This window comes from Chloracidobacterium validum, assembly GCF_018304825.1.
GTDB lineage: Bacteria > Acidobacteriota > Blastocatellia > Chloracidobacteriales > Chloracidobacteriaceae > Chloracidobacterium > Chloracidobacterium validum.
On record NZ_CP072649.1, the window covers coordinates 929,898 to 956,810 of the forward strand.

The 26,913-nt window shown below is 59.7% G+C and carries 14 protein-coding genes; 6 read left to right on the forward strand and 8 right to left on the reverse strand.

From position 1 onward, the window contains the following. The first annotated feature begins 16 nt into the window (after positions 1–16). A complete protein-coding gene (locus J8C06_RS14865) occupies positions 17–1,015 on the forward strand; it encodes a ribonucleotide-diphosphate reductase subunit beta (protein ID WP_211430201.1) in 999 nt (332 codons plus the stop codon). 189 nt (positions 1,016–1,204) lie between these two features. Here J8C06_RS14865 and J8C06_RS14870 read toward each other — a convergent pair whose 3' ends face one another. Next, positions 1,205–3,046: a tetratricopeptide repeat protein gene (locus tag J8C06_RS14870; protein WP_211430202.1), complete on the reverse strand. Its 1,842-nt coding sequence runs from the start codon at positions 3,044–3,046 to the stop codon at positions 1,205–1,207. Between the two features lie 260 nt (positions 3,047–3,306). Here J8C06_RS14870 and J8C06_RS14875 point away from each other — a divergent pair, with 260 nt between their 5' ends. From J8C06_RS14875 to hpnE, 4 genes are all read left to right on the forward strand, one after another. Next, positions 3,307–4,551: an acetate/propionate family kinase gene (locus tag J8C06_RS14875; protein WP_211430203.1), complete on the forward strand. Its 1,245-nt coding sequence runs from the start codon at positions 3,307–3,309 to the stop codon at positions 4,549–4,551. A 131-nt stretch (positions 4,552–4,682) separates the two neighbouring features. Beyond that, entirely contained in the window at positions 4,683–5,051 is a 369-nt protein-coding gene (locus J8C06_RS14880; RefSeq protein WP_211430204.1) for a hypothetical protein, read from the forward strand. Positions 5,052–5,063: 12 nt separating this feature from the next. Then, the gene (locus J8C06_RS14885; RefSeq protein WP_211430205.1) at positions 5,064–5,435 is read left to right on the forward strand and encodes a LysM peptidoglycan-binding domain-containing protein; all 372 of its coding nucleotides are present in this window, start codon (positions 5,064–5,066) and stop codon (positions 5,433–5,435) included. Positions 5,436–5,507: 72 nt separating this feature from the next. Continuing rightward, entirely contained in the window at positions 5,508–6,860 is a 1,353-nt protein-coding gene (gene hpnE, locus J8C06_RS14890) for a hydroxysqualene dehydroxylase HpnE (protein WP_211430206.1), read from the forward strand. A gap of 85 nt (positions 6,861–6,945) precedes the next feature. Here the strand turns inward: hpnE and J8C06_RS14895 are convergent, their stop codons facing one another. Together J8C06_RS14895 and J8C06_RS14900 are read right to left on the reverse strand one after the other, a co-directional pair. Continuing rightward, a complete protein-coding gene (locus J8C06_RS14895) occupies positions 6,946–9,864 on the reverse strand; it encodes a serine/threonine protein kinase (protein WP_211430207.1) in 2,919 nt (972 codons plus the stop codon). A 46-nt stretch (positions 9,865–9,910) separates the two neighbouring features. Then, the gene (locus J8C06_RS14900) at positions 9,911–10,552 is read right to left on the reverse strand and encodes an ECF-type sigma factor (protein ID WP_211430208.1); all 642 of its coding nucleotides are present in this window, start codon (positions 10,550–10,552) and stop codon (positions 9,911–9,913) included. 464 nt (positions 10,553–11,016) lie between these two features. Between J8C06_RS14900 and J8C06_RS14905 the strand changes: the two genes are divergently transcribed. Beyond that, entirely contained in the window at positions 11,017–12,807 is a 1,791-nt protein-coding gene (locus J8C06_RS14905) for a glucosaminidase domain-containing protein (protein WP_211430209.1), read from the forward strand. Positions 12,808–13,471: 664 nt separating this feature from the next. Here the strand turns inward: J8C06_RS14905 and J8C06_RS14910 are convergent. From J8C06_RS14910 to J8C06_RS14930, 5 genes are all read right to left on the reverse strand, one after another. Further along, positions 13,472–14,500 carry a tetratricopeptide repeat protein gene (locus tag J8C06_RS14910; RefSeq protein WP_211430210.1) on the reverse strand — a complete coding sequence of 343 codons (1,029 nt, stop codon included), beginning with the start codon at positions 14,498–14,500 and terminating at the stop codon, positions 13,472–13,474. Between the two features lie 28 nt (positions 14,501–14,528). Then, positions 14,529–15,950 (reverse strand): serine/threonine-protein kinase, encoded by a 1,422-nt coding sequence (locus J8C06_RS14915; protein ID WP_211430211.1) that lies wholly within the window; start codon positions 15,948–15,950, stop codon positions 14,529–14,531. Beyond that, the gene (locus J8C06_RS14920) at positions 15,947–16,804 is read right to left on the reverse strand and encodes a PP2C family protein-serine/threonine phosphatase (RefSeq protein ID WP_211430212.1); all 858 of its coding nucleotides are present in this window, start codon (positions 16,802–16,804) and stop codon (positions 15,947–15,949) included. The genes J8C06_RS14915 and J8C06_RS14920 overlap by 4 nt, the downstream gene beginning before the upstream one ends. A 30-nt stretch (positions 16,805–16,834) precedes the next feature. Beyond that, positions 16,835–18,598 (reverse strand): trypsin-like peptidase domain-containing protein, encoded by a 1,764-nt coding sequence (locus J8C06_RS14925; protein WP_211430213.1) that lies wholly within the window; start codon positions 18,596–18,598, stop codon positions 16,835–16,837. 302 nt (positions 18,599–18,900) lie between these two features. Further along, positions 18,901–26,847, reverse strand: coding sequence for a hypothetical protein (locus J8C06_RS14930; protein WP_211430214.1), 7,947 nt, complete (start codon positions 26,845–26,847; stop codon positions 18,901–18,903). Positions 26,848–26,913 lie beyond the last annotated feature (66 nt).

A 26,913-nucleotide genomic window follows, 5' to 3' on the forward strand; every position in this document is an offset into this window, starting at 1 on the left:
ACCTGGAGAACGTCGTATGTTGCTTGATCCTGGCTTTGATTTGACGTTGCGACCGATGAAGTACCCGCTTTTTTATGAAATGTATCGCAACGCCGTTAAGAACACCTGGACGGTCGAAGAAGTGGACTTCTCGACTGACGTTGCCGACCTTCACAGTCGGCTGACAGAAGCTGAACGCCATTTGATCAATCGCCTCGTGGCTTTTTTTGCCACCGGCGACTCGATCGTTGGCAATAACCTAGTGCTCAACCTCTACAAGCACATCAACGCGCCGGAGGCGCGGATGTATCTGTCGCGGCAACTGTTTGAAGAAGCCCTCCACGTGCAGTTTTACCTGACGCTCCTGGACACATACATCCCCGACATCGTTGAGCGGGAGAAAGCCTTCGCGGCCGTCCACAACATCCCGTCCATTGCGCGCAAGGCGCGGTTTTGTCAGCAGTGGATTGACTCCATCTTCCTGCTGGACGAACTCCACACCCGCGATGACCGGCGGAAGTTCCTGCTCAACCTCATCTGCTTTGCGAGCTGCATCGAGGGGTTGTTTTTCTTCGCGGCCTTTGCCTACGTCTATTTTCTGCGCTCGAAGGGACTTCTGCACGGCCTGGCATCGGGAACGAACTGGGTCTTCCGGGACGAAAGCCTGCACATGAACTTTGCCTTCGCCGTCGTGGACCAAGTTCGGAAAGAAGAGCCGGAGCTGTTTGATGACGAACTCGAAACGGCCGTCACCCACATGCTCGAGGAAGCCGTGGATTGCGAAATGCAGTTTGCCGAAGACCTCCTGTCGGGCGGCGTGGCGGGACTGTCACTGGCCGACATGCGCCAGTACCTGGAGTTCATCGCTGACCAGCGCCTGCTCCGGCTGGGCTTTGAACAGCGTTATTACGTGAAAAACCCGTTTCCGTTTATGGAACTTCAAGACGTTCAGGAGTTGACCAACTTCTTCGAGCGGCGGGTGGCGGCCTATCAAGTCGGCGTTACGGGCGAAGTCGCCTTCGATGAAGCCTTCTGAGACGCAACCGGCCCGGCGCCAATCCCACACCGATGACGCTGACCGTCGTTGACGGTCAGCGTTGCTTTTTTTGGCGAGCACCCGGTCGTCGCCGATCACCACGGTCGAGACGCGGTGGACGACGGTAGCCGTCGAGGGAGGCACGCGCGAAATCGCCGCATCAGCCGGGGAGGCTCAGGCGACTTGGCGCTAGCGGCCGCCGGCAGCGCGGATGGCGTTGATAATCTCGATGTCGCCACTCCGTACGGCCAACGTGTAGGCCGACATTCCGGCCCGATTGCGTAGGTTCACATTGGGCCGGCGCGCCAAAAGCGCCCGCGTGGCCGCCCGATTGCCGCGGTCAGCAGCGTGCATGAGCGCGGTCATCCCTTCCTCATCCTGTGCGTCAATACCGCCACCGGCACGGCTAATCAGCGCCGTGACACACTCGATGTTGCCGGTTCGCGCGGCATACATCAGCGCCGTTCGTCCCTGGCTGTCGGTGGCGTTCGTGTCAGCTTGCGCCTGTAATAGAGCTTGCACGATCCGCCCGTAGCCACTGTCGGCCGCCACCATCAGCGCCGTCATGCCGTTTGCAGCGACAACATTGGGTGACATCCCGCGTTGGAGCATCTGCCGCACGCGCAGGTCATCGCCATCGCGAATGGCCCGCAAAAAGGTCAGGGCTTGTGGATTGCCGATACTCGATACGACATTGGATGGCGCGCGTCCGGCAGATGGACCACCCACCGGAACCGAATCGGCATCATCGGGTACCGGATCATCCGGAATGGGGCGGCGGGGTGGACTCGGGTTGGGACGCCGCGGGTTACTCGGCACTGGGTCGGTATCCTCATCGGGAGGAGCGTCAACCGGCACGCGACGCGGTCGCCCGCCTCGCCTGGCAACGTCCTCCGACGGTTCCTGACGGCCGGTGGTCGGTGGATTACCGGCCGGGGCCTCGCTGGGTGGAGCGGGCGGCGGGCTGATTTGAGAAGCCACGTCTTCGGCCGCTTTGCCGTACACGGCCTTTTGCCCAACGTCGAGCGCAAAACACTGTTTGAAATCGGCATCGGCCGCCGCCGGTTGCGACAGCTCCCGATGTGTCATGGCGCGGTAACAAAAGACTTTCCCGGTGTTGGGGTCGAGTTCGATGGCGCGGTCGAAGTCAGCTTTGGCCAAGGCATAGTCTTTGACCTGATAACGCCCAAAGCCACGTCCGACGTAACCCCGCGCACCGCTTGGGTCAAGTCGCACCAGCTCGTCAAAGTCTTTTATTGCCCGGTCGAAACGTTTGAGTTCGAGATGGGCTTGACCGCGATAGGCTAGAATGTCCTGGTTGCTGGCTTCGACGCGCAACACAACGTCAAAATCGGCAATGGCGCGCTCATACTGCCCTTGCCCATAGAGCAAAATGCCCCGCGCCGTCCGGGCGCGGACATTGTTTGGTTCCAGCAGTAACGCCTGTTCAAAATCAGAGAGCGCGCGCTGGGTGTCTTTTTTGGCTTTGTAGGCATTGCCGCGACAGACCAGCCACAGGGCTTCGCGGGGGCTGGCTTTGATGGCGGCATCGAAGTCACGGATGGCGTTGTCATACTGATCCAGCGCGAAGTAGCACAAACCACGGTAGCCGAACAGTGTCGTCGTCTTGGGGTCCAGCTTGAGTACTTCATCGTAGTCCTTGATGGCCGCCGCGTACTCCCCTATCTCATAGAGCGTCAACGCGCGGTTTTCATAAGCTTTGGCGTAGTTTGGGCGGAGCTGAATGGCTCGGTTGAAATCCTGGCGAGCTTCTTCGCGGCGTCCAAGGGCACGGTAGGCAAAGCCACGCCAGTTATGCGCTTCGGGAAAATCCGCTTTCCGCTCGATAGCCTGGGTGTAGAACTGAATGGCCTCTTCGTACTTTCCGGCCGAAAGCGCCTGGTTGCCCTGGTTGTAGGCAGCGACGGCGTCGGCCGCGCTGGCCGGGGCTTGCGGTCCGACGGCAGAGGCGATGAACGGGCTTGCCACGCCAAGCCAACTCAACATACCCAGCAGTGTGATGATTCGCATAGTGGCGCGCTCTCCCTTGCCCCATCTGCGGTGGCCTTCCAACCTGACACCGGCATGACGTTAGGACGTCCCGGAACGTTGTCTCAAGTCATGTAATGCGGTGGAAACTTGGTTTGCAGGCAGCCTCTCATTAGGCTGAACAGTAGTGCGGTGAACAATTCGTGCGCGCATTCGTCTGGCGCGTCGCTCAAGCTGGCAATTCCAAGCTAGCGATTTTTGAATGACAGACACAACACTTTGATGACCACAAGGATTCAGGCATGAACATTCTCGTCCTCAACTGCGGCAGTTCATCGGTCAAGTTTCAAATCATCGCCACCGATGTTGATGCCATCGAGCACAATGCCGACCGCCGGATGGCCTCTGGCATCATTGAACGCATTGGCGGGGAGGCCGTTCTCACGTTTCGGGTGGACGGCAAGGTTTCCCGGCAAACGGCCCCAGTCCGCGACCATCGGCAGGCCGTCGAGCAAATCCTTCGCTGGGCTTGCTCGGGCGAATCGGGCATTGCCCAAGTTCAAAGCGTTGCCGACATTCATGCGGTCGGCCATCGCGTCGTTCACGGGGGGGAGTGTTTTACCCACTCGACGCTGATCACTGATGAGGTCATTCGCGGGATCGAGGCGTGCATTGACCTAGCCCCGCTCCACAACCCGGCGAATCTGAAGGGCATTCGGGCCGGGTCGGAAGTTTTCGGTCCAGGTTTTCCGCAAGTGGCGGTGTTCGATACGGCCTTTCATCAAACCCTGAGCGAGACGGCCTATCTCTACGCCCTGCCTTATCAAATGTATCGCCGCCACAAGCTGCGCCGGTATGGTTTCCACGGCACATCGTTTCGTTACGTCGCTTTTCGCTATCGCCAACTGACCGACAAATCGCGTGAAGATACCAACATCGTCGCCCTGCACTTGGGAAACGGCTGTTCCGCCTGCGCCATCAAGGCTGGGGCTTCGGTGGATACCTCGATGGGCTTCACACCACTCGAGGGGCTGATGATGGGCACGCGCGCCGGCGACCTCGATCCGTCCCTAGTGGATTTCCTCGAAATGAAGGAAGGGTTTACGGCGCGGGAAATCGAAGCCCTGCTCAACAAGCAATCCGGGCTGCTGGGCGTGTCCGGTCTGACCAATGACATGCGCGACCTCCTCGACGAAATCCACGAGCATGACGACCGGCGCGCCAAAATTGCCGTGAGTATGTTCTGTTATCGGGCCAAGAAATACATCGGCGCCTACTTGGCGGCGATGGGTGGGGCCGACGCCGTGGTGTTTACCGGCGGCATCGGGGAAAACGCGGCGGAAGTTCGCGCGCGCATTTGCGAAGGGTTGGAATGGTTTGGGCTGACGTTGGATTCGGCGCGGAATCAGGAAACGGTCAATCGGCGGGAGGGCATCATCAGCCAAGATGGCAGCCGGCTGATGGCCTATGTCATTCCGACCGATGAGGAATTGCTCATCGCCCGTGACACAGCCCGCTGTGTGGCAGGCGTCCCCAATCCTTACTAACCGACCGCTGGCCTTCGCAGTGCCCAAGAAGCGTATGCCAGCTCACAAACGACACTAGGCAAAGGCAAGGTGGCATGTTAGCGTGCGGCCGTGTTACACCGCACTCTGTTTTCAGGAGAAAATCAAATCCCATGTTGACCCGTTGCTTACAAGTGTTGACGACAACAGCGCTCGGTTTGATGGTCGCCGCCGGATTTGCCGTTTCCAGTGGCTGTAGTTCGGAAGAAAAAAAGCCGGCCGCGCCACCACCGGTTCAAAAGGAGCAGCCACCACCGCCGGCGCCGGAGCCGCCCAAGCCGTCCCCGGAAGACATTCAGCTCCAAAGCGCAATTGATGCCGCGCTACAGAAAGCCAAGCTCACCGGGGTGACGGTAACGGTGATGAACGGCGAAGCCACTGTCAAAGGCACCGTGCCGAAGGGCAAGAAAGCCGCCGTTTTGGCCGCCGTCGGCTCGGCCAAGCCAAAGAAGGTCAACTCAACCGAGCTTATGGAGCAGTAGGAGGTAACGACGATGTCTGCAACGGAGAAATACCGCGCCCTAATTGATATGGCGCACCAGCACGGCGTGGCGGACTTTTCCGCATCTGAAGACGATGGCGTCCTGACGCTTTCCGGTTCAACGACAGCGGGTATCAAGCAAAAGTTGCTCGACGCTTGGCAGATCATCGATCCGTCGTTGAGTGCCGGGGATTTGGTGTTTGCCATTACGGATGACGGCGGCAGTGGTGAGCAGACTTACACGGTCGAGGCAGGTGATACCTTGAGCAAGATTGCCGCGCGCTATGGCACGACTTGGCAAAAACTTCACGAATACAACCGCGACACCATCAAAAACCCAGACCTGATCTACCCCGGACAGGTCATCAAAATTCCTTCGGCGTAGCGTTTGGTCTATCCCCGGTCGAAAAGGCACGCCCTGGGGCGTGCCTTTTCCTGTGACTTGTCAACCAACGAGATGTCACCGCATCCCTTTCACTGCATTGTCATCGGCGGTGGGTTTGCCGGGTTGAGCGCGGGAACGGCCCTGGCGGAACAGGGTGCGCGGGTCACCGTTCTGGAACGACGGCCGCGCCTTGGCGGCCGCGCCTACTCCCTGCGCGACGAAACCACCGGCGATGTCGTGGATAACGGCCAGCACCTGATGATGGGCTGCTACCATGAAACCCTGCGGTTCCTGGAGCGGATTGGTAGCCGCCACCTCATCCGGGCATTTGACACGCCACGGGTGGACTTTCTCGCGCCGGAAGGGACGGCTTCATTTCGGTGTCCGGCGCTTCCGGCTCCGTTGCACATGCTGGTCGGGCTACTCCGGCTGGAAGGGCTGTCGCTCAGTGACAAGCTTGGCGTGTGGCGGATCGGCTGGGCGCTTCAGCGCTGGAAGCGTGATTACCGCACGCGCCTGGCCAAGCTAACCGTAGCCGAGTGGCTCGCGCAGTGCGGACAATCGGCACGCATGCGAGAACGTTTCTGGGATCCGCTCGTCATCGCCACGCTCAACGAACCGCCGGAACGGGCCGCTGCCGTCTTGTTGATGCGCGTTTTATACCAAGGCTTTGGCGGACAGCTTGCCGACTCGAACTTGGTTGTTTCGACGGTTGGACTGAGCGAGCTTTACACCGAACCGGCTCGGCGCTTCATTGAAGCCCACGGTGGCACGGTCCGCTTACAGACGGCCGTCAAGGCCGTGCGCGTTGACGGCGGCCGATTTCAAGACGTGGTATTGGCCGATGGCGAGACCTTGGCGGCAGACGCCTGCATCAGCAGCGCGCCGTACCACGACGTCGCCAAGTATGCCGCCGACCTTGCGCCCACGGCGACGAGGCTGGCAAGTTCGCCAATTGTTTCGGTCAACCTCTGGTTTGACCGGCCGCTCTTTGACGCTCCCTTTGTCGGCTTACTCGGCACCACCATGCAGTGGGCCTTTGACAAACGGGCGTTTACGACACCGAATTCGGGTCTGCATCATCTCGCGCTCATCGTCAGCGCCGCCCACGAAGCCTGCCAACTTTCATCTAAAGCACTGATTAACTTAGCTTTACAAGACCTGCGCCGAGTTACGTCAAAGGTCAATAGCGCGCAACTCAAGCACGCCCGCGTCATCAAAGAACAGCATGCCACCTTTTCTGCGACACCCACCGCCGAGCCATTGCGCCCGGCACACGAGACAGCCGTCAAAGGCTTTTATCTTGCCGGTGATTGGACCGACACCGCCCTGCCCGCCACCATCGAGAGCGCCGTTGTGAGCGGACACGCCTGCGCTGCCCATGTGCTTGCCCAACGGCAGGCACGGGAGGCAGCCGCGCACTGAAACGCTGACGGAGCGGCCTACCGACTTCGGCCCTGACGTTGACCGGCGGCGCGCATTCCACAGTGATTCAAAGCCCCCATGTTGCTCACAAGTGGCTGTCCTGGAACAGTTTCTTGAGCATGTTCAGATAAGCTTGGCGATGCTGGCTGGCTTCGGCGGTGTTTCCGGTCCGGATAAGCGCCTGGATGAGCAGTGGTTTATGGTTCAGTGACTCGGTGCCTTCCTGCGCACGGAAGCGACGCGCGAGGGCAAGCAATTTGGGTGGATTGGTCAATCCTAACGCTTGTTTATCCAGATAGATTTCAGCGGCTGCATACAAGGTTGCCGATGACACAGGGTCTGTTTCAGCTCGCGCCAACCACTGCATCAAAGACGACTTGACCGCCTCGGCTGCACGCTTTTCTCCAAGGTACTGGTAGGCCATCAGCAGCACATACCGGTAATGCGCCCGCTGCGTGTCATCTGGTAGCTTGACCAACTCGGCCTCGAGCCGGCGCGCCGCAGCGCGCGCCAACGACGGCCGCCGGCACGGCACGGCTAGCCGGATGAAGTTGGATGGCACGCTCAACGACAGGTTATCCACCTCGCGTCCGCTGCAGCCGGCGGCCTGTATCTTTTGAAGACAAGTTTCAATCCGTTGCCACTGGACAAGCGCCAAATCGGGGCGGCCGGCAGCTTCCTCAAGCATAGAAAAGCGGCTGAGCAAAGAAGCCATATCAAACAAAAGCTCACGATTGGTGGTGTCTTCGGTCACCAGCGCCTGAAACTGCTTGAACACTTCCTCAAACTGGATGCGCGCAGTTGGGTATTGTTTCAGTCTCCCGGCAAGGTCAGCTTCATCCACTAGACTATCCAGAACCGAACGGCGACACTCGACGGGCACCGGATTGGTCGTCGCCAGACTCCGGCGGAGGGCCAGGGCCTGCCGATGCAGAGGGAGCGCACGGGCATATACCATCTGCGCTTCCGAGGCGAATCCACTGTTTTCGGCCTGGCGACCCAAACTCATCAAGCAATAGACTTTACGCTGTAAAGCGCCGGCGAACGTCCGCCGGTACGCGACCGCTGCCGGCATGTCGGCCACCAGCCGCTCGAGCTGCTGCCGAGCTTGCTCAAACCAACCTAACGCAGCCGAGAGATCGGACTGCATGTGGTACCAGTCACCCCAGGCAATGGATAGCGTAGCCCTGAGGTATCGGATTTCCGGATCACTCGGTTGCGCCTTGGTCAGGGTCTCGCAGAGCGCTTGGGCGCGATCCAAGTGATGACGGGCAACCGGGAAATTACCCAGGCGATACATCATCAACTCGGCGATCCGTTCATGGCCGATGCTCAGTTCACGTTGACATTCAACCTGGGTAGGGTGCGCCTGACATGCCCGCTCCAACCACATCAGTCCGGTTTGGTAGCTCTTGAGTGCGCCGTTGACGTCGCCTAGGTTAGCAGTATAGGGACGCCCCTGAACCTCCCCGACGCGGATGTACGCGCGCCCCAGTTCACGGTGAAACATGGCATCTGTTCCGGACTCGCGGCTGAGGCGGTCGAGATAACCAAGGGTCTGTTCAACCAGGAGACCACGGGCGCCGGTCGAACCCGGTAAGCGTTGGATGGCGTCGTGCAGCTCAAAAACATTCGAGCGCGCCAGTTGCCAGGTTTCCTGAAACTGTCGTTCGGCACGCACCTGCGCTTGGCGAGCCAGATGTGCCTGGCGGAGTGAGACGGTCGTTGCTCCGGCCAGCGCCACAATGGAAGCTAGGCTGAGCGCGACGGTGACCCGGTGGCGGCGCAGGAACTTTCGTAGCCGGTAACGCGCCGATGCGCCACGCGCCAGCACGGGCCAACCTTGCAAGTAACGCTCGATGTCAGACGAAAACTGTTCCGCTGAAGCGTAGCGGGCCGTTGGGTCTTTGTGCATGGCGCGGAGGATGATGGCATCCAGGTCTCCGGCCAGCTCCCGACTGCGCGCCATTCGGTCTTCGGTTGCCTGGGTTTCAGGTGGCGCGTCCGTAGCTTGTTTCCGGGGCGGAGCTGGCTTGCGCGCCGCCACACTGGGCGGCAGGGGTTCGGCATGTTGAATGAGATATTCCAATGAGGGCGCCCCTTCGGTGGTCTGAAACGGCAGACATCCCGTGAGCAATTCATAGAGCACTACCCCCAGGGAATACACATCCGAGACGGTCGTCACCGGTTCACCCCGGACTTGCTCCGGGCTGGCATAGGGCAAGGTCATGGCGCGCTGCACGGTGGCCGTGTGCAGCTCCGACGCCTGCGCTTGTTCATCCAGTAACTTGGCAATCCCAAAATCAATGAGCTTTGGAACGCCGTCATCGGTCACCAGGATGTTGCCCGGCTTGAGGTCACGGTGGATGACCAGGTTTTGATGCGCGTAATGAATAGCGGCGCAAACCGACTGAAACATTTCAAGCCGCTGCCGCAAGGTGAGCCGGCGCTGTTCGCCATAGGTGGTGAGTGGGATGCCGGGGACATACTCCATGACGAAGAAGGGCAGGCCGTTGTCAGTCGTGCCACCGTCGAGCAGCCGAGCAATGTTGGGGTGTTCGAGCCGAGCCAGGATCGCCCGTTCCTGCTGCAACCGGCGCTGCAGGAAATCACGATTGGAAGCAAACTGGTGGCCAATCTTGATGGCGACCTCTTTTTCAAACGCCGCATCATCCCGAACGCCCAAGTACACCGTCCCCATGCCGCCCACGCCCAGCTCGCGGACAATGCGGTAGTCACCAACCTTCGCGCCAATCCAAGAGGCTGCCTGCCGGGAAGCCAGGGCGCGTAAAGCATATCCAAACAGAGGCGAGTCGCTAAAATGCCAACCGGCTTCATCCGACTCATAGGCATCGAGCAGCGCCAGGACCTCGCGGCATAGGCTGGGGCGATCGCCACAAGCGTGAATGATAAAGGGACGGCGCGCCGGCGGATCGAGGTCAATGGCTTGCTGCAGAATTTCGTTGACCTGCATCCAGCGGTCGTTGGACAAGTCGGTGGCCATGGGGGATGACCTCTTCAGACTTGGGCTAGGTGGTAGATGTCTGAACTCAAACGGTGGATGAAGCAGCAACGGGGCTGGATTCAAGCCGGCGGCCGGCACCGTTCAGGAGCCGTTGCATCCACGCGCGAGACAGCGCTAGGTTTCGATTCGCCGTGCGGAGTGACACCCCGAGCGTCGTGGCAATCTCTTGATTGGTGAGACCACCGAACGCATGCAACTCGAAGACGCGCCCAAGGTGCGGGTCATGCGCTTCCAAGTGCTGCAGGGCTTCATGCAGGGCCAGAATTTCCGGGATGGGAAGCTCCTTCGCTGGCCACTGTCCGTCGAGCTGAGCTGGGCGGTTGCCCGCGCCACGCTTGGCAGATGTGGCAGCGCGGGCGTAATCCACGAGAATGTGTCGCATGACGCGACTCGCCAGGCTGAAGAATTGCTGCCGGTCGGTCACGCTGACGCCTTTGCAGTTGGCAAGCCGGAGGTACACCTCGTGAACCAGCGCCGTGGTTTGCAGCGTATGACCAGGCTGCTCACGCCGCATGTGCGCGTGCGCCAGATGGCGTAGCTCGGCATATACCTCTTCAATGAACTGGCTGAAGGCAACTTGACCAGTGGGTGGCGTAAAACATCGATTAGGAGCATCAGCCGGAGTCTTGGGAGGATTGGCTTTTCGGAGCGTCGTAGCGTTGGGCATAGGGGTATCCCTCACTTGTGCACATCGGCGTCCAAGCAACAACAACCAACACCCTTGTGGTGGAGCAGCTTGATGCAAGGGCCCGCAGATGTTCTACCTCACAAGTACATCATGGGTTATGATTTCTCCAGTACTACAACGTAACAATCCGCACCCTTCTTCCGACTATATCCTGATCCACATGGGGCATAAATGTCCCTTTGAAACCTTCCCGGCCCTGGAGACAGGGCTTCCCACCCATTCTAGTCAGTGGTCCGTGCAAAACCGGACTTACCTCGGCGGGGCAAGGTTCGGGGAGCACGGCAGGGAGGCGGGCTTTTAGGCGGTCTCGGCAGGCAAGACTACCTGCCGGTAGGAGCGCAACAGTGACGTAACACAGCCGATAACCTGGACACAGGTCGAGCCGCCCAAACCCAGCCGTGGGACTCAGAGCCAGTAACAATCAAAGCGTGGGAGTTTAGTTTATGACGGTCCGCACACAGCAGGTCAGTCGAACGTCTCAGGTACAACGCAACCCAGCAACACCAGCAACCGTCGCTTCCCGGCCACAGACGGCTGAAGTCGTGACAGCTACGTCCCAGGAAGCGGCTGCCCGGCGGGCAGAGCTGTCCTTGGCCGGCACAGCGACGCGCGCCCGACTGACGTCAGAACTCATCTACGATGGGACACGTCCGGCGCCCGGCACAACTAACACCAATGCGGCCCGCCCGGTCGAGGCGCCTCTGCGCGGACATCCGAACCACCGCACGGCGGAAATCTATAACAACGTCATCAACCAGTTTGCCGTGGCGCATAACCCGCGTTATGCCATCCGTGATTCCAGCGGTGACGGCATCAAGGATACCTTTTGTAACATTTTTGTCTGGGACGTTACCCGCGCCATGGGGGCTGAAATTCCCCACTGGGTGGACAAGCGGACGAACCAACCCACCACCGTGTATAACTACAGCCAAAGCCGTGAACTTGATGCCAACAGCACAATGGTCTGGCTGCGCAACCACGGGGCACAGCATGGCTGGCGGCCGGTGAGTGCCGAAGAGGCCCAGCGTCTGGCCAATGCGGGACACCCGACCATGGTTGGTTGGCAAAATCCACGCGGCATTGGGCATGTGGCTATCGTGCGCCCCGGCCAGATCAACGAACGTGGCCCGGCGATCGCGCAGGCCGGTTCACGGAATGTCAACTATGCTCACGTGCGAGATACCTTCGGCAATGTTCCGGTTGAATACTGGGTCAATGACCAGGGACGCGCAACCGCCGGGCCGGCACCCCAACCAACACCACCGGCTTCCCAGCCACTGCCCCCGGCTGCCCCACCGCCAACTGGCGTGCCACAGGAAACATTACGCCAAGGTAACCGTGGAGAGTCCGTACGCCTCCTCCAGCAATCCCTCATCCGGTTGGGCTATATGACTGAAGCCGCCTACAACACCGGCCCGGGCATCTTCGGCCCACGTACTGATGCGGCCCTGCGTGCTTTCCAGCGGGATGCGGGCATCACGGTGGACGGCATCTACGGTCCCCAAACCCGACAGGCGCTGACGCAGGCACTGGCACGCCAGGCGGGAGCGACCAGTTATACCGTCCGCCCCGGCGATACACTCTCCGTCATTGCCCAGCGGTATCGAACCACCGTTGATGAACTGGTGCGACTCAACGGCATCCGCAACCCTAACCTCATTTATCCGGGGCAGGTTCTCCGGTTGCCGGGCACGGGGCCAACGCCTCCACCGCCAGCGCAACCGCCAAGTGTTGGCGGGACAACTCCGGTCGGGCAGATTCCACGTACCGGTAACGCCTTCATTGATCGGATTGCGGCCGATGCCATTCGTAACCAACGCGCCACCGGTGTGCCGGCTTCCGTCACGATTGCCCAAGCCATTCTGGAAAGTGGGTGGGGACGTTCAGCATTGGCGCAGCAAGCCAATAACTTTTTTGGTATCAAGGGAACGGGTCCGGCCGGGTCGGTCACGATGCGAACGCGCGAGGTTATCAACGGCCAGTCGGTGTACGTCAATGCGCAGTTCCGCAAGTACAACACACCGCAGGAGTCCTTTGCCGACCATGCGCGGTTGTTTACGCAAAGCCGGCGCTACGCCGAAGCCATGCGGCATACCAGTGATCCCTTCCGTTTCGCTGCTGAAATCCACCGGGCTGGTTATGCCACCGATCCTGACTACACTCGCAAGCTTCATGACCTGATGCGGCAATACAATTTGACGCAGTTTGACGTGATTGCGCGTCAAACACCATAGCACCCTCGTTCAAAAGGGTTTATCGGCGACCGGTAGCTTACCGGTCGCCGGTTACCCTTCTCTTTGGATTCTGGCGCGCGATCCTAGCCGGGCGGTTAGCCTCGTATCTTCTGTCTTGTGCAAGTTGCGTCCGGCAACATAGGGCGAATGGCCAACGCGAAGCCATATCGCCGATTGGTAAGCGGGGCGAGGTTGAAGTTCTTGTCTCGTTACGTTCGGCATGAATCTTGATGTGGAAAACGCCATAGGGAGCCCAACAAAGCTGGTGAGCTTGAATTCCCTGATGATGTGACGGCCGACGACAAACGTGTGTCTGCCTTGATCACCCGGAAGGCACATCCTGTGCTGTGATGTAGAGCAAGCCAGAACAAGCCGCGATCGTAGTGGACGCGGATATCGTAGCTGCCCCACCTAAACATCATCACCAACTGATAGAAAATCTCGAACTGCGCACGTTAGCTTCGGTGGCAGCCAAGTCTGGCTTCCAGTCGAGATAGATGATTCCAACCTAGCACGTCAGCCTGCGGATTCGATAGCTTACAGATGCGCCACTTCACACGGATCACCCTTATTTCTAGCATCGAACGCAAGCAAATGTGTCTCCGGTTGTGGAAGTGGACTACACCCCCGCCAGGCAAAAAACGGCAGCCCTGGTGGTCCGTAGCTAATCTCGATACAACCGGTTCATCTCCTGCCCGGCATCGTACAGCCGCACAGCAAGTTCAGCCTCGTACCGTTGGTTGCTGCCCGGAGCAAAGTTGAAGTTTTTCACCTTGTTTTGTTCGGAACGAACCTTGATGTGAAATGCCCCATACTCCGACCCGACAAAACTATTGAGTTTGACTTCCCGAATTATATCGCGAGTAGCGGCAAAAGTGTGCTCGCCATCATCCGCTCGGAAGGTAATGTCGTTGGCGCTTATAAAAAGCGACCCCACGCAAAACGTACTGAAGAATCCATCGTGGTCGTGGCGGACGCGGAAGATGGCATTTCCCCCCAAAGCCATCGCGCGTCGCATGTTGGACTCCGCTGCCGCCAAGTCTGGCCTCCAATAAAGGTACGTCATGCCCAGCATCGAAAAGGCCCGTGGGTTGGTGGGTTGTAAGCTTGCCGCAGTGGTGAAGTGTCGGATGGCGAGATCGAAATCATCCGCCCGCACGGCGGCCAAACCCTGTTCAAAAACGTCATCGTAGTCTGGCTCAGGCGGCTTTGGGGGCGGGTGACGAATCGGTGTTCCTGATAATCTGGATGAGGTTGATGGCTCCGATGGTGGGTTAGGCGTGGGAGCGTCCGTCTCGTTGTTTGTGGCATCGGCTGACACCGTGCCACGATAGTTGGCACCTACGGCCAGCAGTATCTCTGGTGTCGCTCCGGCTGCCAGAAGTTCTTCTTCCACATCGGGCGTCAGGCTGAAATCCACACCCCGGCGTTCAATTTCACGCACCAACTCCGCCGTTGAGAGTCCGTTGATTCGCAGGGCGTTGATGAGGGCTGTCCTCCGAATGGGACGTTTGACCGGTCCAGACCGCCGGCTATCAGTTCGGCGATTTGACTGGGCGAACGCGACCATCCCGTGGTCATTGGTTGGTAGCGTCTTTGACTGGCTTGTGGTCTGTGGCATGAGCCAAACCAACCCGGCCAAGGCAGCCACGGCAAGAACTTGGAAATGGAAGCAAAAAGCCGGTTGTTTCATGACTGACCACCTCTTTTTCAGCGATGGCTCACTGGTCGAGGGCTTCGAGCGCCTTGCGCCGGCGGCGCTCACGCTCACTCACGCCGGACTGGTCCTTGCCAGTGCGCTTTGGTGGTTGTTTTTTGGGCGCGACTTCTTCAGACGTACTGGGCGGCTCTGGGCTGATGACGCCGCCGCTCCGTGGTGGCAGAACATCGGGAATCAAGACGCCCGGTGGGTCAGACCGAGATGGTGGAGGAACCTCTAGGGGATCCCTCTCCGGTGGGGGTAACGCAGTGTTTGTAGCTGGTGGAAGTGATATGGCTTCTTCATGGCTTGGCGGCTGGGAAGCTGCCGGGGTACGACTTTCCGGTACGGCCCCGCCGCGATGCACCCACACATAAGCCAACGTTGCCAACACAAATACCAAGGCCGCGACACCGGCGAGACTCCACGCAATCACCTTGAGCCAAACATCACTTGATTTGGTAGCAACGACCGGACTCGGGGGGAGTGCCGTTTGGTGAAACGGTGGCAGCATCTTGCTGGCCGCGGGCGATGGGCTGGGCGGTGGGCAAATCGGAGATGTCAGTCCGTTGGATGTACCTGAGAGCGATAACGCCACACGCACATCGCTTGGTATGGCAGCTAGGCTGGGAGTGGTTGCGGCAACCAGCGCCAGTTTGAATTCGCCTGCCGTCTGAAAACGCCGATTAGGGTCTTTTTCAAGGGCCCGCAAGACAACCTGTGCGACGATTTCGGGTATGTCCGGGGTAAAAACACGCGGCGGCGGTGGTGAAGCCTGAATATGGGCCTGGAGCAAGGCATACTCACTATCTGCGGCAAACGGCACCCGCCCCGTCAGCATTTCATACAGCAAGATGCCAAGCGAGTAGATGTCGCTGCGAGCGTCGGTTTCTTTTCCCTGAATTTGTTCGGGCGACATATATTCGAGTGTGCCGACGATTGCGCCAACGCGCGTCTGATGACTGCTGCCCAACGCGCGTGCAATGCCGAAGTCCATGACTTTAGGCGTCCCGTCCGGCAGCACCATGACATTGGACGGCTTGATGTCACGGTGAATGATGCCTTGCCGATGGGCATGGCCGATGGCGTCCAGGACGCCGGAAAAGAGCGGCACAGCCATGGGTAGTGGCATCGCCCCGCGCTGTTGCAGCAATGTCTCCAGCGAAGTGCCAGGCAGAAACTCCATCACCATGGCAAACTGCTGATTGCCAATCGGCAGGAACCCATAGAGCGTCGCAATGTTTGGGTGATTCAGCTTCCCTAACAGCACGGCCTCGGTGCGAAATCGCTCAATAAGCTGCGGGTTGGCGACCAGTTCGGGTTTGAGCACTTTGATGGCCACCGGACGGTCGAGCATCACATCCACGCCTTGGTACACCGTGCCCATGCCCCCAGTGCCGAGGCAAGCGGTGACGCGGTAGGTTCCAATCACACTGCCAATCACGACCCTACCCTCACTTCTCGGGTTTCGCGTGGAACGGCGGGTGACGGAACGTCCACATGCGAAGCCCCGTTCTGATAGGACGCCCACACGATACCAACGGTCACGTTGTCCGGGCCACCACGTGATCTGGCCAACTCAACCAACCGCTGGCACGCTTCCTCTGGCGCTAGTTCATGCGCAAGCGCACGCATCTCGTCGTCAGTGACTAAGTCATGCAGTCCATCTGAAGTCAGTAAAAACCGGTCGCCGCAGCACACTCGGAGCGGACGCTGCCACAGACTTGGCGTGAGGTCTGGTTTTGTCCCAAGGGCTTTGAGTAAGACATTTTTCTCTGGATGCTGCTCGGCCGCGGCGCGCGTCATTCGCCCTGCGCGGACATAGGCCATGACCTCTGAATCGTCTTCAGTCATCTGGTAGATGCTGCCGTCTCGAACCAAATACAGACGAGTATCACCAACGTGGGCGGCAAAGGCCTCGTCGCCCCGGATGACGAGCGCCGTGCAGGTCGTGCCCATGCCACGGAGCGCTGGACGACGTTGAGCCGTTTCCCAAATCATGCGGTTGGCCTCGACAAATGCCTGGCGTAGAACCGCCTCTGGTTCGCCCGATTCGGCGTAATACACATGGCGCACAATCTCGGCGGCCATCTGGCTGGCGATTTCACCACCGACGTGGCCGCCCAGTCCGTCGGCAACCAATGCCAGCATGCCTTTGCGCGCGGCTTCCAAGCTTGTAGGCGGTGGGCTTTCATAAAGCGCAAAGTCTTCGTTGACTTGGCGCCGACAGCCGACATCGCTCAACATGGCGATTGTCAACTTTGGATACGTAACGGAAACATTACCTACGCTCCGCATACGCTACTCCTTGTGACTTGGCAACCGGCGCTAACGACCAGCAGGATTCATTAGCTCCAACCCATAACGAATCGGCACGGCGTAGGTGACACGCTCCGCTCCGGCGTTGAATACCGCCACGACCCGCCCGCGGTTATCGAAGACCGGTCCACCGCTGTTACCAGGTCCGGTTGAGTTGATGGAAAGCTGATAGCTGTCGCCCATCACACTGACGACACGGTCACGTCCGGCAGCAGTCGTTGAGGTGTCATCCCGCAGCAGCGCACTAATCACACCGGAACTGACCGTGACATTGGGAACAACCCGCGTCTGTGCCTCGCGGTTGAAGAGGTCCTTTGACGCAATGACGCCATACTTTTTCGGTGTAAGGCCTGGATAGCCCAGGACCGTCACACTGTCGCCCGGCTTAATGTTGTCGTAACTGTCAAACAGTTCGACAGGCTTGATCCGCCCAGGAACACCGATTTTGACCAAGGCAACGTCATGGCGATCCGAGGCCACGGAAAGCTGTCCTAGGATACGCTGCGTTTTGTTGGCAAACGTCGCGTAAAGGTAGTCATTGCGGCCCTCAAACCCACCCTGGAGAAACTTCCCACCGGCTTGCTTGGTTTCACTGGGCACCCATTCGGGCAACTGCGTCAGAAAACTGACGTTGCCAGTCCGGACATCAAAGACCATCCCGGTTGCGTCTGGAAACTCGTAACGTGACTTCCAGCTTGCCGCAACGTGACGGTTCGTGAGGATGAAGCCTTCTTCACCGACGACAAAACCCGTGCCGGTGTGCTCACCGCCGATGGGCCGGTTGCCGTCGGGGCGGGTCGTCAGCCAGGGTTCAGTCGTTCCATCCTCGAGCCGGACAAACAGCGGCATGCCATCCCGGAAACAGTGGTACAACTGTTGACCGGTTTGGGTGTAAATCAGCTTCCAGCCAACTTCGAGATACACCACCGCAGCTGAGTTTGCCGCCGCAATAGCGCTTGGGTCCAGTGGCGCATCCGCTTTTTGGCGCTCGACTTCTGAACGCGCGGCTTCTGCCTGCTGCTTGACCCGCTCAGCATGTTCCTGAGTGGCAGCGATTTTCGTATCGACTTGTTTCTGCTGCTTGTAACCGAGATAGCCCAGGTAACCAACCACGCCCGCAACAATGACGAGCACCAGCGATGCCACAAGGACAATGGTGAGGCGGTTATCGCTCTTGGCCTGGCCGATCATCCGCTCAACGGTGGCTTTCCCAATCCCACCGCCGGGTGCAGTCGGCAACGGAACCGGCGTTTGAAAGTTTCCGGGGATGCTGCCGGTCGGTGGCACAGACGCTGGCATGACAGCCATTGGTGACGGACCGTTGGGTCGGGCATCTGCTACACGGGTCGCCTTGGGTGGCGGGGTCAGCGCTTCGCCGGCAATGCGCGTGGGACGCAGAGCTTCAGGTGGGTGCGGCTCAACGTCAAACATGAACTCCGGTCCACCGGGTCCGAGCTGGACGACATCGCCTGGATAAAGCCGAACCGGAGCCGCAATCCGCTGCCGATTGACATAGGTTCCATTTCGGCTGCCAAGGTCTTTCAGGGTAAAGATTGGAGGATCGCCACTTTCAATGTTGATTTTCGCATGGTGACGGCCCACCAAGTCGTCACGGTCTGGGTCATAACGCACTTGGCAGCCACTGTCGCGCCCGATGTCAAGTTCGGTGAGATGCGCAATTCGAAACTCCTCAACCTGATTGACGCGCGAACCGCTCAGATGACGCAGAAGAATTTTGGTAACGGTTGGTGAAGCGTAGGTTGACGTGGCCATGGCGATTTCTCCCTTCTTTGTTTGACAGAGAAAGAGACCACAGCGTACCGGTCGCAGCGTGATCTTCCCTCACCCTTTCAAGCGCAAAAAAGTTGTCAGCCATGCCAAGTGAGGAAAAATTTTTTAGGAAAAGTTTAGGCATCTGGTTGGTGTCCACACCACGTGTCCACGACTTGAAAAAGATGTGGAAAGTTTATGGTTGGCAAGGCTGGATCAGCACCACCTCACAGAATGCTGGAGGGGGCAGCGGACACCTTGGTTGGCGTCCGCGGCCCCCTCCCGGGCGCGGATAATGCGGGTAGCTATTTCAGACCGGTCGTAATGAGGAGCTTCCCTAACGTCTGATGTGGATTGTTGTCATCGGGGAAGGTCACGACTGGATACCGCGATGGGGCATCGGGATCGTAGTACCAGTCGCCGGTAGCAATCACCTGCCCGTTACGTCCGGCCACGAACCGCAGTCGCCCCCCACTGCTCGGCAGTGGGACACGAACAGTACGGGTTTCGCCGGGAGCAACCCGGTTTTCAGGGCTGAAGGCCGTGCCGGCCAGGCACAGATGAACCGGTAGGCTGGAAGCATTCCGAAACACAACTTCGATGGTCTTCGTGTCGGTTGGCGGTGGCGCTTGGCGTCCACCGCCAGGTGGGGTGGACGGCGGGTTAGAAGGCGGTGGGGTTTGACGTCCACTGCTTTGCCGGGTCAGGCGTTTAGGACCCGAATGACCGTTGTTGTTGAACCACATGCCATCTAAGACATTCCCATCCGCTGACAGCGTCAGTTCCAGTCGCCCGTCAGCTCCGCGCCATATCTCATCCGGCGGTCGTCGCGTGAATTGAACGGTGTGCGTCACTTTATTCCCACTGATGCTACCACTGCCTATCCACTCACACGGGAAACCATTGAAAGTGAAAGAGCCCCGCACGCTGATCTGATTGCCATTCTGCGTGTAGAACACAACATTGTTGGTCAAGTCAGGGTGGCTTTCGTGCCATGTACCTTGAATAGACCGCAACCGTGGGACCTCACTGCCGGTGCGACCACCACCGGTAGGCGGAGTAGCTGGTGGAGTGGAAGGCGGTTGTGGCGGCGTGTTGGCTTCGGCCGGATACCCCTTCACAATCGCTATCCCAGCGCCACCAGAACCGCTGTTTTGCGCCCACGTCGCCGGGTCGGAGTCCACCACGGTGTATGTCCCGGCCGGAACAACCACGTTTGGCGTACACTCCCAGTTCGCGTTGGGAACACCACCCTGTCCGGGTGTCCCCCGCGCCCGCCACGGACCGTAGAGCTTGCCGCTGCTGTGCAGGAGTCCAATCGTGCCCGGTGCTGCGCCGCGTCCGTAGTTCCAGTGGTAGGTAAACACGTAGGTCACAACGTAGGGCTGTTTGAAGGTCACTTGCGTCGGACGGGTCGGCCCGTTGTCCACCGCCGCGACGTTGCCGTTGTTGAACACGGTCGTCACGGTGTTGCCGGGTGGCGGATTGCGGGGTGGGGCGTTGCTGGGCGGGCGCTCCGTTCCCCCACCCCGGGTGCCGGGCGGTGGGGTAGATGGGGGATTGGAAGGTGGTGGTTGTGAGGTGTCAGCTTCGGCCGGATACCCCTTCACAATCGCCATCCCAGCGCCACCAGAACCACTGTTTTGCGCCCACGTCGCCGGGTCGGAGTCCACCACGGTGTACGTCCCGGCTGGAACAACCACGTTTGGCGTACACTCCCAGTTCGCATTGGGAACACCACCCTGTCCGGGTGTCCCCCGCGCCCGCCACGGACCGTAGAGCTTGCCGCTGCTGTGCAGGAGTCCAATCGTGCCCGGTGCTGCGCCGCGTCCGTAGTTCCAGTGGTAGGTAAACACGTAGGTCACAACGTAGGGCTGTTTGAAGGTCACTTGCGTCGGACGGGTCGGCCCGTTGTCCACCGCCGCGACGTTGCCGTTGTTGAACACGGTCGTCACGGTGTTGCCGGGTGGCGGATTGCGGGGTGGGGCGTTGCTGGGTGGGCGCTCCGTTCCCCCACCCCGGGTGCCAGGCGGTGGAGTGGATGGAGGAGACGACGGTAGGTCACGGGCCAGGCGGTCGTTCAATTTGACCCGACAGGCCTGTGCTTCCTGGTTGGGGGGTTGTAACCGCAGCACTTCCTCAACGTCCATTAGGGCAGCGGTCAGTTGGGGGCGTGTGGCGCGTGGGTTATCGGCAATGGCCCTAGCATTGGGCAGGAGTGTGTTGATTCGCTCCAACCGGGCGGCAGCTTCGTTACCAAGATTTCGGTAATAGGCCGGTTCTGGCGCATTCGGCCCAAAGCATGTTGCGTCAAAAATCACCCCCAAATCGGCCAGTGCCCCGGTGTAATCGTAGGCATTGAAGCGTGCCTCTCCGCGCCGCAACCGTGCCAGAACACGTTCTCTTTCAGCCTCGCCAGCCCGGGCCGCCGCTTCAAGTGCTTGCACACGCGCTTCATCCGCGGCCTGGAGCGGCGTCTCTCTCCGCAGCCGCTGCGCTTCGGCGAGTGTTGCCGCGTAGTTTTTCTCGGCGTTGAACGCTGCCATGCGGTCAAGCGCCTGCCTGACGCGCTGTTCCCGTCTTCCGGCTGCGGCCGTCAACCGCTTCTCCATCTCAACAACCGGTGGATAGAGGCGATGGATGGCACTGGCTTTTTCAAAGGTAGTTCTGGCTTCGTCAAGGCGTCCGGCGGCCAGCAGTTGCTCGCACGATTGTAAATGCTGGTGGATGCTCTCGCGGTCTTGCCGCCACCGGTCGGCCGTGGTGCGCGCCTCGGTCTGGTGTGGCGCAATGGCAGCGGCAGCACTCGCGAGCTGGATGGCTTCGTCAAGGCGTCCGGCCGCATGGGCGGCACGGGCTTGTGCCAGCTTCGCGGCAGCTTCTTTCTCCTTGTTTGAGGTATTGAGTCGGTCGCGGTCGAGCGTGACTTCAAAACTGCCCTGTCCCCGACCGAGTTCAACCCCATCGGTATTGCGCACAATGACGGTTGCCACACAGGTTCCTACCTGGCTCCGGTAGGCACGGATGTCGCGCCCAAATCCGCCACCTGCGAAGTGCGAGTCGGCGTTGAGCGACCATTCATAACGCAGCTCCTGTCCGCCGGGTGGCAAGGGGGAGACGTCAGCGCGTAAACCGACAAACTGGTGCGTTGCAATCGCTCGCTCGACAGGAACAAGCCCAACGCCTTCTTTCCAAGCTCGTGGCGGCGGGCCCTCTGGTCCGGTGACAACGACGGCAACATTGAGCGCGGTGGCCGTGACCTGACAGGTCGCCGTTCCGATTTCGTCACCCCCGTCGCGCGCGCGGATGTGCGCGGTGATGGTGACCGGCTTGGTGTCCCTTGGTTTGAACTGGTAGGCGCGGTCGCCATTGGTCGGACGGCCATACACGGTACTGGGCGTCGTTTCCCACCAGTAGAGCGCCAGTCCTTCCGCAAGCGGCGGCGTTTCAACCAATGACACCACAACGTCCTGTCCTACCAACACGGCATCCGTCGGGGCTTTGAGTTCAAACTTCGGAGCCGTCACCGCCAGATCAAGCTGGGGTGAGGTCGCCACCGTCATCAGCCGACCATCCACCTGTTCCAGTACCTCAACCCACACCTTGGTGCTACCCGGGCGGCCAAAGCGGGCGGCGGTGGTTGCCGTGTTTGACTCAAATGGGGTGAACTGCGTTTCTGGGTGCGGCTGCCAGCGGAAGGTATAGTTGCCGGTGGCCGGCTTACCGTCCACAGTCACTTTGGCCACAAAATTCTGCTGGCTACCGAGCAAAATGGGTTGGTTCTGGTTGCCTAGGCGCTCGACCGTTACCCGTACCTCGGCCACTTCATATTCAAGCGACGCCCACCCCAGCCCATAGCGCGCCCCTTCGACGCCGACCGATAGCGTGAACTTACCGGGCGCTTTGGGTTCAAGCGTGACCGTATCGCCGGCCGCCTTCGGATCGCCCTTGATGTCACCTGACCAGTTGTACTTGTACGGGGCATCGGCTGGTTCGGCGTTTTCCACCATGGCCCGGACGGTAAGCCGCTCGCCAACACGCAGTTTGCGAACCTGATTCGGCACCAACGTGACCCGGGGCAGGTCTGACCCATCGTACTTTGGCCCCTGATAGGGGTTGGTTGTCAACTGACCGTTGAGGTCAAGCCGTAAACTGCCGATGATGGCCTTGGCTTCGCGCTGGGCGGCTTCACACTGCCGGATGAGATAGGACCGGTCACTATTGTCCCAACAACCACTACCGCTCACCGAGTAGTGAACAACAATGCGCCTGCCCGATTTACCAATAGCTTGCCCGCGCCCGCCGGCCCCCATGTAAGACCCTGTATACCCCGAGAAGCCGCCGGTGCCACGGCGGACCCAGATGGCAAAGTCGGCTAACGCGCCCTCGAAGTCTCCAATTGTCAGAGCGTTGACACCTTCGACGCCCCCAGCCTTGAACAAACCTACAGCCATGTCATTGGGGGTATCACCCTGTGGGCGCTCCTTGAGCAGTTTTTCACACCAGGCGCGCGCCGCCTGTGGCGTCTTCGGATCATTGGTGCTCGCTGCCTGCTCAACGTACACCCGAATGGTGGCTGTCACCCGGCTATCCCAACCGCAGGGGCCTTTGATCGCTGCCGGCTTACGGTTCAAGATGAAGCCATCCTTGGTGTTGCCGCCTTCCCAGTTGCCAGTGGCGACGGCTGAAAACCGTCCCTTGCCAGCCGCGCCGCCGCTATCGTCGGGCGGTTGGTCAGGTGGCTGAGAGGCTGAGTCTGCCGGCTTGCCTTCCGCTGGCTTCTTGACGGTAATCGTCAACGTGGCGGTTCCCAGCACATCGTCACCGCCGAATTGCCGCGGGCGCTTGACGGTGACGCTGTACGTCTGCGCACCCGGCGTCTCGAGGCGATAGGTCCGCTCGGCGCGCTTGTCGGTGCCGAGGTCCACCTGAGCGATACGCCACGCATAAACCAACTGCTGGGCCAAATCCGGCGGCAAGTCACTCAAGGAACCGGGTTGCCCATTTGGTTGGGAACGACGGGCGCGAACCGTGCAGCGCAGGTTCACCGCTTGGCCGACTTCAGCTTCCGCCGGGCCGGTCAGTTGTACGTCGAGGTCGCCAAGTGTGTAGTACGCGCGAAACTTTTCTAACAGGATTCGCTCCAAGTCACGCAGCCGCTTGATTTCCTCCTTGGCTTCGACGGAGCGCTGAAGAAGCCTTTGCTTCTCAAAAACCTCAAACCGCCAACGCAAGCTCTGAGCAGCTTGGGCCGCGCTCATCGTTGCCGACCAGTGCGCGATTTGCGCCCGGTAATCGTAGAGCTGTCGCTGCGCGTTGGTATCGTAGTCCCCTTCCAGCTTGGCGCGTTTGATGAGTTCTAGGTCTTTGATGGTTGAGGCTTCAGCTTGCGCCAGTCCGGCAATGTAGTGGCGCAGCGTGTCGGCGTCTATTTCTGGCTTGCCGGTCAGCGGCAGCGAACGGGTCAGCGGACGGGGACGCACGACCCGGCCCAGCCGACTGACCATACTGCTTTCCACTGCGCCGCGTGCCTGCAGAATGGTCTCGTAGGTTCGCAGGAACTTCTGAACCGCCTTGACGGCCGCCACCTGTTGGTCACGGGTGGACATCAACCAGCCCTTGATGCTGTTGTAAGGAGCGCCCTCAGCGTCCAGATGTTTCTCACCCTCGGCGACAATTTCCAACTCTCTCAAAATCGCCAGGAGCCGCTCGTACTGTTCAAGGGCCTTGCGGCCACGGTCGGTATCCAGCGCCAATTCGGCGCTCCGGCGATCTTCGAATGTTCGTACAATGGCTTCGGCCGTGGCATCTTCGGCTTGCCGGCGCAGGGTTGCGCGGGAAGCCAGGAGCGTGTCGAGCGCGCGCCGTTGTCCGGGGTCGAGACTGGTCGCCCACCCTCCGGTTGTATCGGCGTCAGCGGGCAATTCGATGCCCCAGGCTTTGGTCAGGTATGTGATGTCTTCATTGACTCGGCGAATCCCCTCACAGGCGCGCATGAGCGGACCATCCTGGGTAAAAAGGCCAGGGCGCCCATGCAAAACGGTGGCTTGGACGGCTTTGGCCAAGGCAACAATCGCCAACCGGTTGGCCCCCTGGCCAAACTCCGTGGCGCGCGAGCGGTCAATGAAATCCTTGGCGACAAGCTCGGCTTCGCCGTTACACATAGAGGCTACGAACTCCTGAGCCGCCGGCAGCCCGCCCTTCCCCAGTCCGCCCAAGTCAATCAACCGTCCCTCATCGTCAAACCGACTGGCGACGTAGAGCCGTTCAAGCTGCCCATCAAACAGCATCTGCGCCCCGACCGTAATGGTCGTTTCACCGAGCGCCTCGACCAGTGCCGGCAGTGCCGTTTCGGGCACGAGCAGATACATCACGGCACGCAAAAAAGCTTTATTATCGCCTTGGTACACAAAGGCATAGAGCGACTGATACACCATTCCAAAAAAGGTTTCTTCAACGAGCGTTCGGCTGAGCGCCATAACGAGTTCGAGATCACTTTGGGCGGTGCTGATATTGTCGAACACACTGGCCCACATCGTGGCCGACCCCATGTAATCCACCACTTTCATGCCATGCGCTCGGGCGGAAGTGCCGACTTCGATCAGCGTTTCGACCGTCCCGCTGCGGTAGCGTCCTTCAGCCGGAGGAAACACGCGACCAATGTCGAGCAGCTTCCCGGCAAACTCGAGCAACTGCTGACCAAGCTCGGTTAGCTCAAGAAACTGCCTGAGACGGTCTTTTTTCGCCTCGTCAGTTTGGCGGATTTTTTCAAGCGCCACGCGCTGCGCGCGAAGCGCATCAATGCTGCCATCAGCTTCGGCCTGGCGAATTTTTTCAATCGTGCTCTGGGCAGCGCGGGCGTGTTCGGCGTAGGCACCACCCATCCCCTCGATAATCCTGAAATCATTCGATAGCTTATCGAGTGCTTGGCGGCGACTCGCCGGCGTTGCTTCCTGGAGCAGTATCCGATCTACCTCGACTTGAAAGGCGACCTCGGAATAACGCAGCACCATCTCGGTCACGCGGTTGCCCAACTCTTGTAAACCGGCGTCCGGGTAATCACCAAAACGCTGCTTGAGCAGGATGGTGATTTCTGCCGGGGATGCTTTTTCGACTGCCCGCGCCAGATCGAGCAGTGATGCGTAGGACGGGTCGGAAAGAATCGGATCGGCAGCAATCAGTTGACTTACCCCCGGCGCGGCTTGGGCAAGGCTGTGGGCGCGTGGCAGGTATTTGAGAATCCTCTTCATCTTTGCTTCGGGAGCGAGTCTGATTCGTGAATCCAACACTTCCTGACGCAGGTGTTTGGCCATGTCCAGGCAGCCGCCAGGCGCCGTTGAAGTGCGACTGCGGAAGTAATCCACGCCGAGACCTTCAAGAATGTGCCGGTATTTTTGCCAAAGGGTTTGACCCTGTCCGCCACTGGTGTCTTTGAACACGCTGTCACGGAAAAGACCACGCGCGTCAAACATCTTTTCGTAATCGCCATTGCGGTTAGCCTCCTGACGCAGCCGTGCCATCATGGAAGCGTAAGCCAGTTCACCGGATGGATCGCCCCGCCAGAGTTCAACCAAGCGCATCGTGCCGTCGGGATAAATCAGATGGATGCGTTTGAGGTTGCGTTTCGCCCAGTCAATTCCACCCTCGGTTTCAAAGACGCACGACTCAACCTCGGCGCCTTCAGCCGTCACAACGATGTCAAAGTCACCGAGTTGAAGGTGGGGTGTACCTAGCTCCCGCAAGATGGCTTGACCACAGGCATCACGAGCAGCGCGCGTGACGTTGACATCTGCCCCAAAGATGGTGAAATCAAAATCACTCTCGATCTTGACACTGGGTTGATCAGGCCACGAGCCGGAGTCGCCAATGGCAGACAGTGCCCGCCCGGCAGGTTTGCCAAGGAAGTTCGCAAGACCCGCCTGACGTCCTCTGAGGATGGCATCCCGAACCCTTCCTTGATAAGTTCTTTGTTTGGCTTCAACTTCGCTGAAGCGGCGCTGCACATCGGCATCGAGTTGCCGGTTTCGATGGGCGAGGTTGAGCACCCGGAGCGTGTCAATCACGGGTGCGTCAGGCACGAGCTGTTTGACCCGCTCGGCCAACGCTGCCGGAGACGTCCCATCCCAGGCCAGTACAGCACGGGCAACCTCATTGAGAGCGGCCGTGTTTTGGGGGCCGTCTTGCCCCACCGGATGCAGCCGATCGAGACACAACAGGACCAACAGCAGCAACACGACTCGGCGTAGCTTCATCACGACACCTCGCTTGAAGCTGGGCACCGGCACGCCAACCGCGTGGGTAACCTCAGCTTGAGTGTC

Coding starts and splice junctions, on each gene's coding strand:
- J8C06_RS14865 (WP_211430201.1), top strand. CDS start 17: ATGTTGCTTGATCCTGGCTTTGATTTGACGTTGCGACCGATGAAGTAC.
- J8C06_RS14870 (WP_211430202.1), bottom strand. CDS start 3,046: ATGCGAATCATCACACTGCTGGGTATGTTGAGTTGGCTTGGCGTGGCA.
- J8C06_RS14875 (WP_211430203.1), top strand. CDS start 3,307: ATGAACATTCTCGTCCTCAACTGCGGCAGTTCATCGGTCAAGTTTCAA.
- J8C06_RS14880 (WP_211430204.1), top strand. CDS start 4,683: ATGTTGACCCGTTGCTTACAAGTGTTGACGACAACAGCGCTCGGTTTG.
- J8C06_RS14885 (WP_211430205.1), top strand. CDS start 5,064: ATGTCTGCAACGGAGAAATACCGCGCCCTAATTGATATGGCGCACCAG.
- hpnE (WP_211430206.1), top strand. CDS start 5,508: ATGTCACCGCATCCCTTTCACTGCATTGTCATCGGCGGTGGGTTTGCC.
- J8C06_RS14895 (WP_211430207.1), bottom strand. CDS start 9,864: ATGGCCACCGACTTGTCCAACGACCGCTGGATGCAGGTCAACGAAATT.
- J8C06_RS14900 (WP_211430208.1), bottom strand. CDS start 10,552: ATGCCCAACGCTACGACGCTCCGAAAAGCCAATCCTCCCAAGACTCCG.
- J8C06_RS14905 (WP_211430209.1), top strand. CDS start 11,017: ATGACGGTCCGCACACAGCAGGTCAGTCGAACGTCTCAGGTACAACGC.
- J8C06_RS14910 (WP_211430210.1), bottom strand. CDS start 14,500: ATGAAACAACCGGCTTTTTGCTTCCATTTCCAAGTTCTTGCCGTGGCT.
- J8C06_RS14920 (WP_211430212.1), bottom strand. CDS start 16,804: ATGCGGAGCGTAGGTAATGTTTCCGTTACGTATCCAAAGTTGACAATC.
- J8C06_RS14925 (WP_211430213.1), bottom strand. CDS start 18,598: ATGGCCACGTCAACCTACGCTTCACCAACCGTTACCAAAATTCTTCTG.
- J8C06_RS14930 (WP_211430214.1), bottom strand. CDS start 26,847: ATGAAGCTACGCCGAGTCGTGTTGCTGCTGTTGGTCCTGTTGTGTCTC.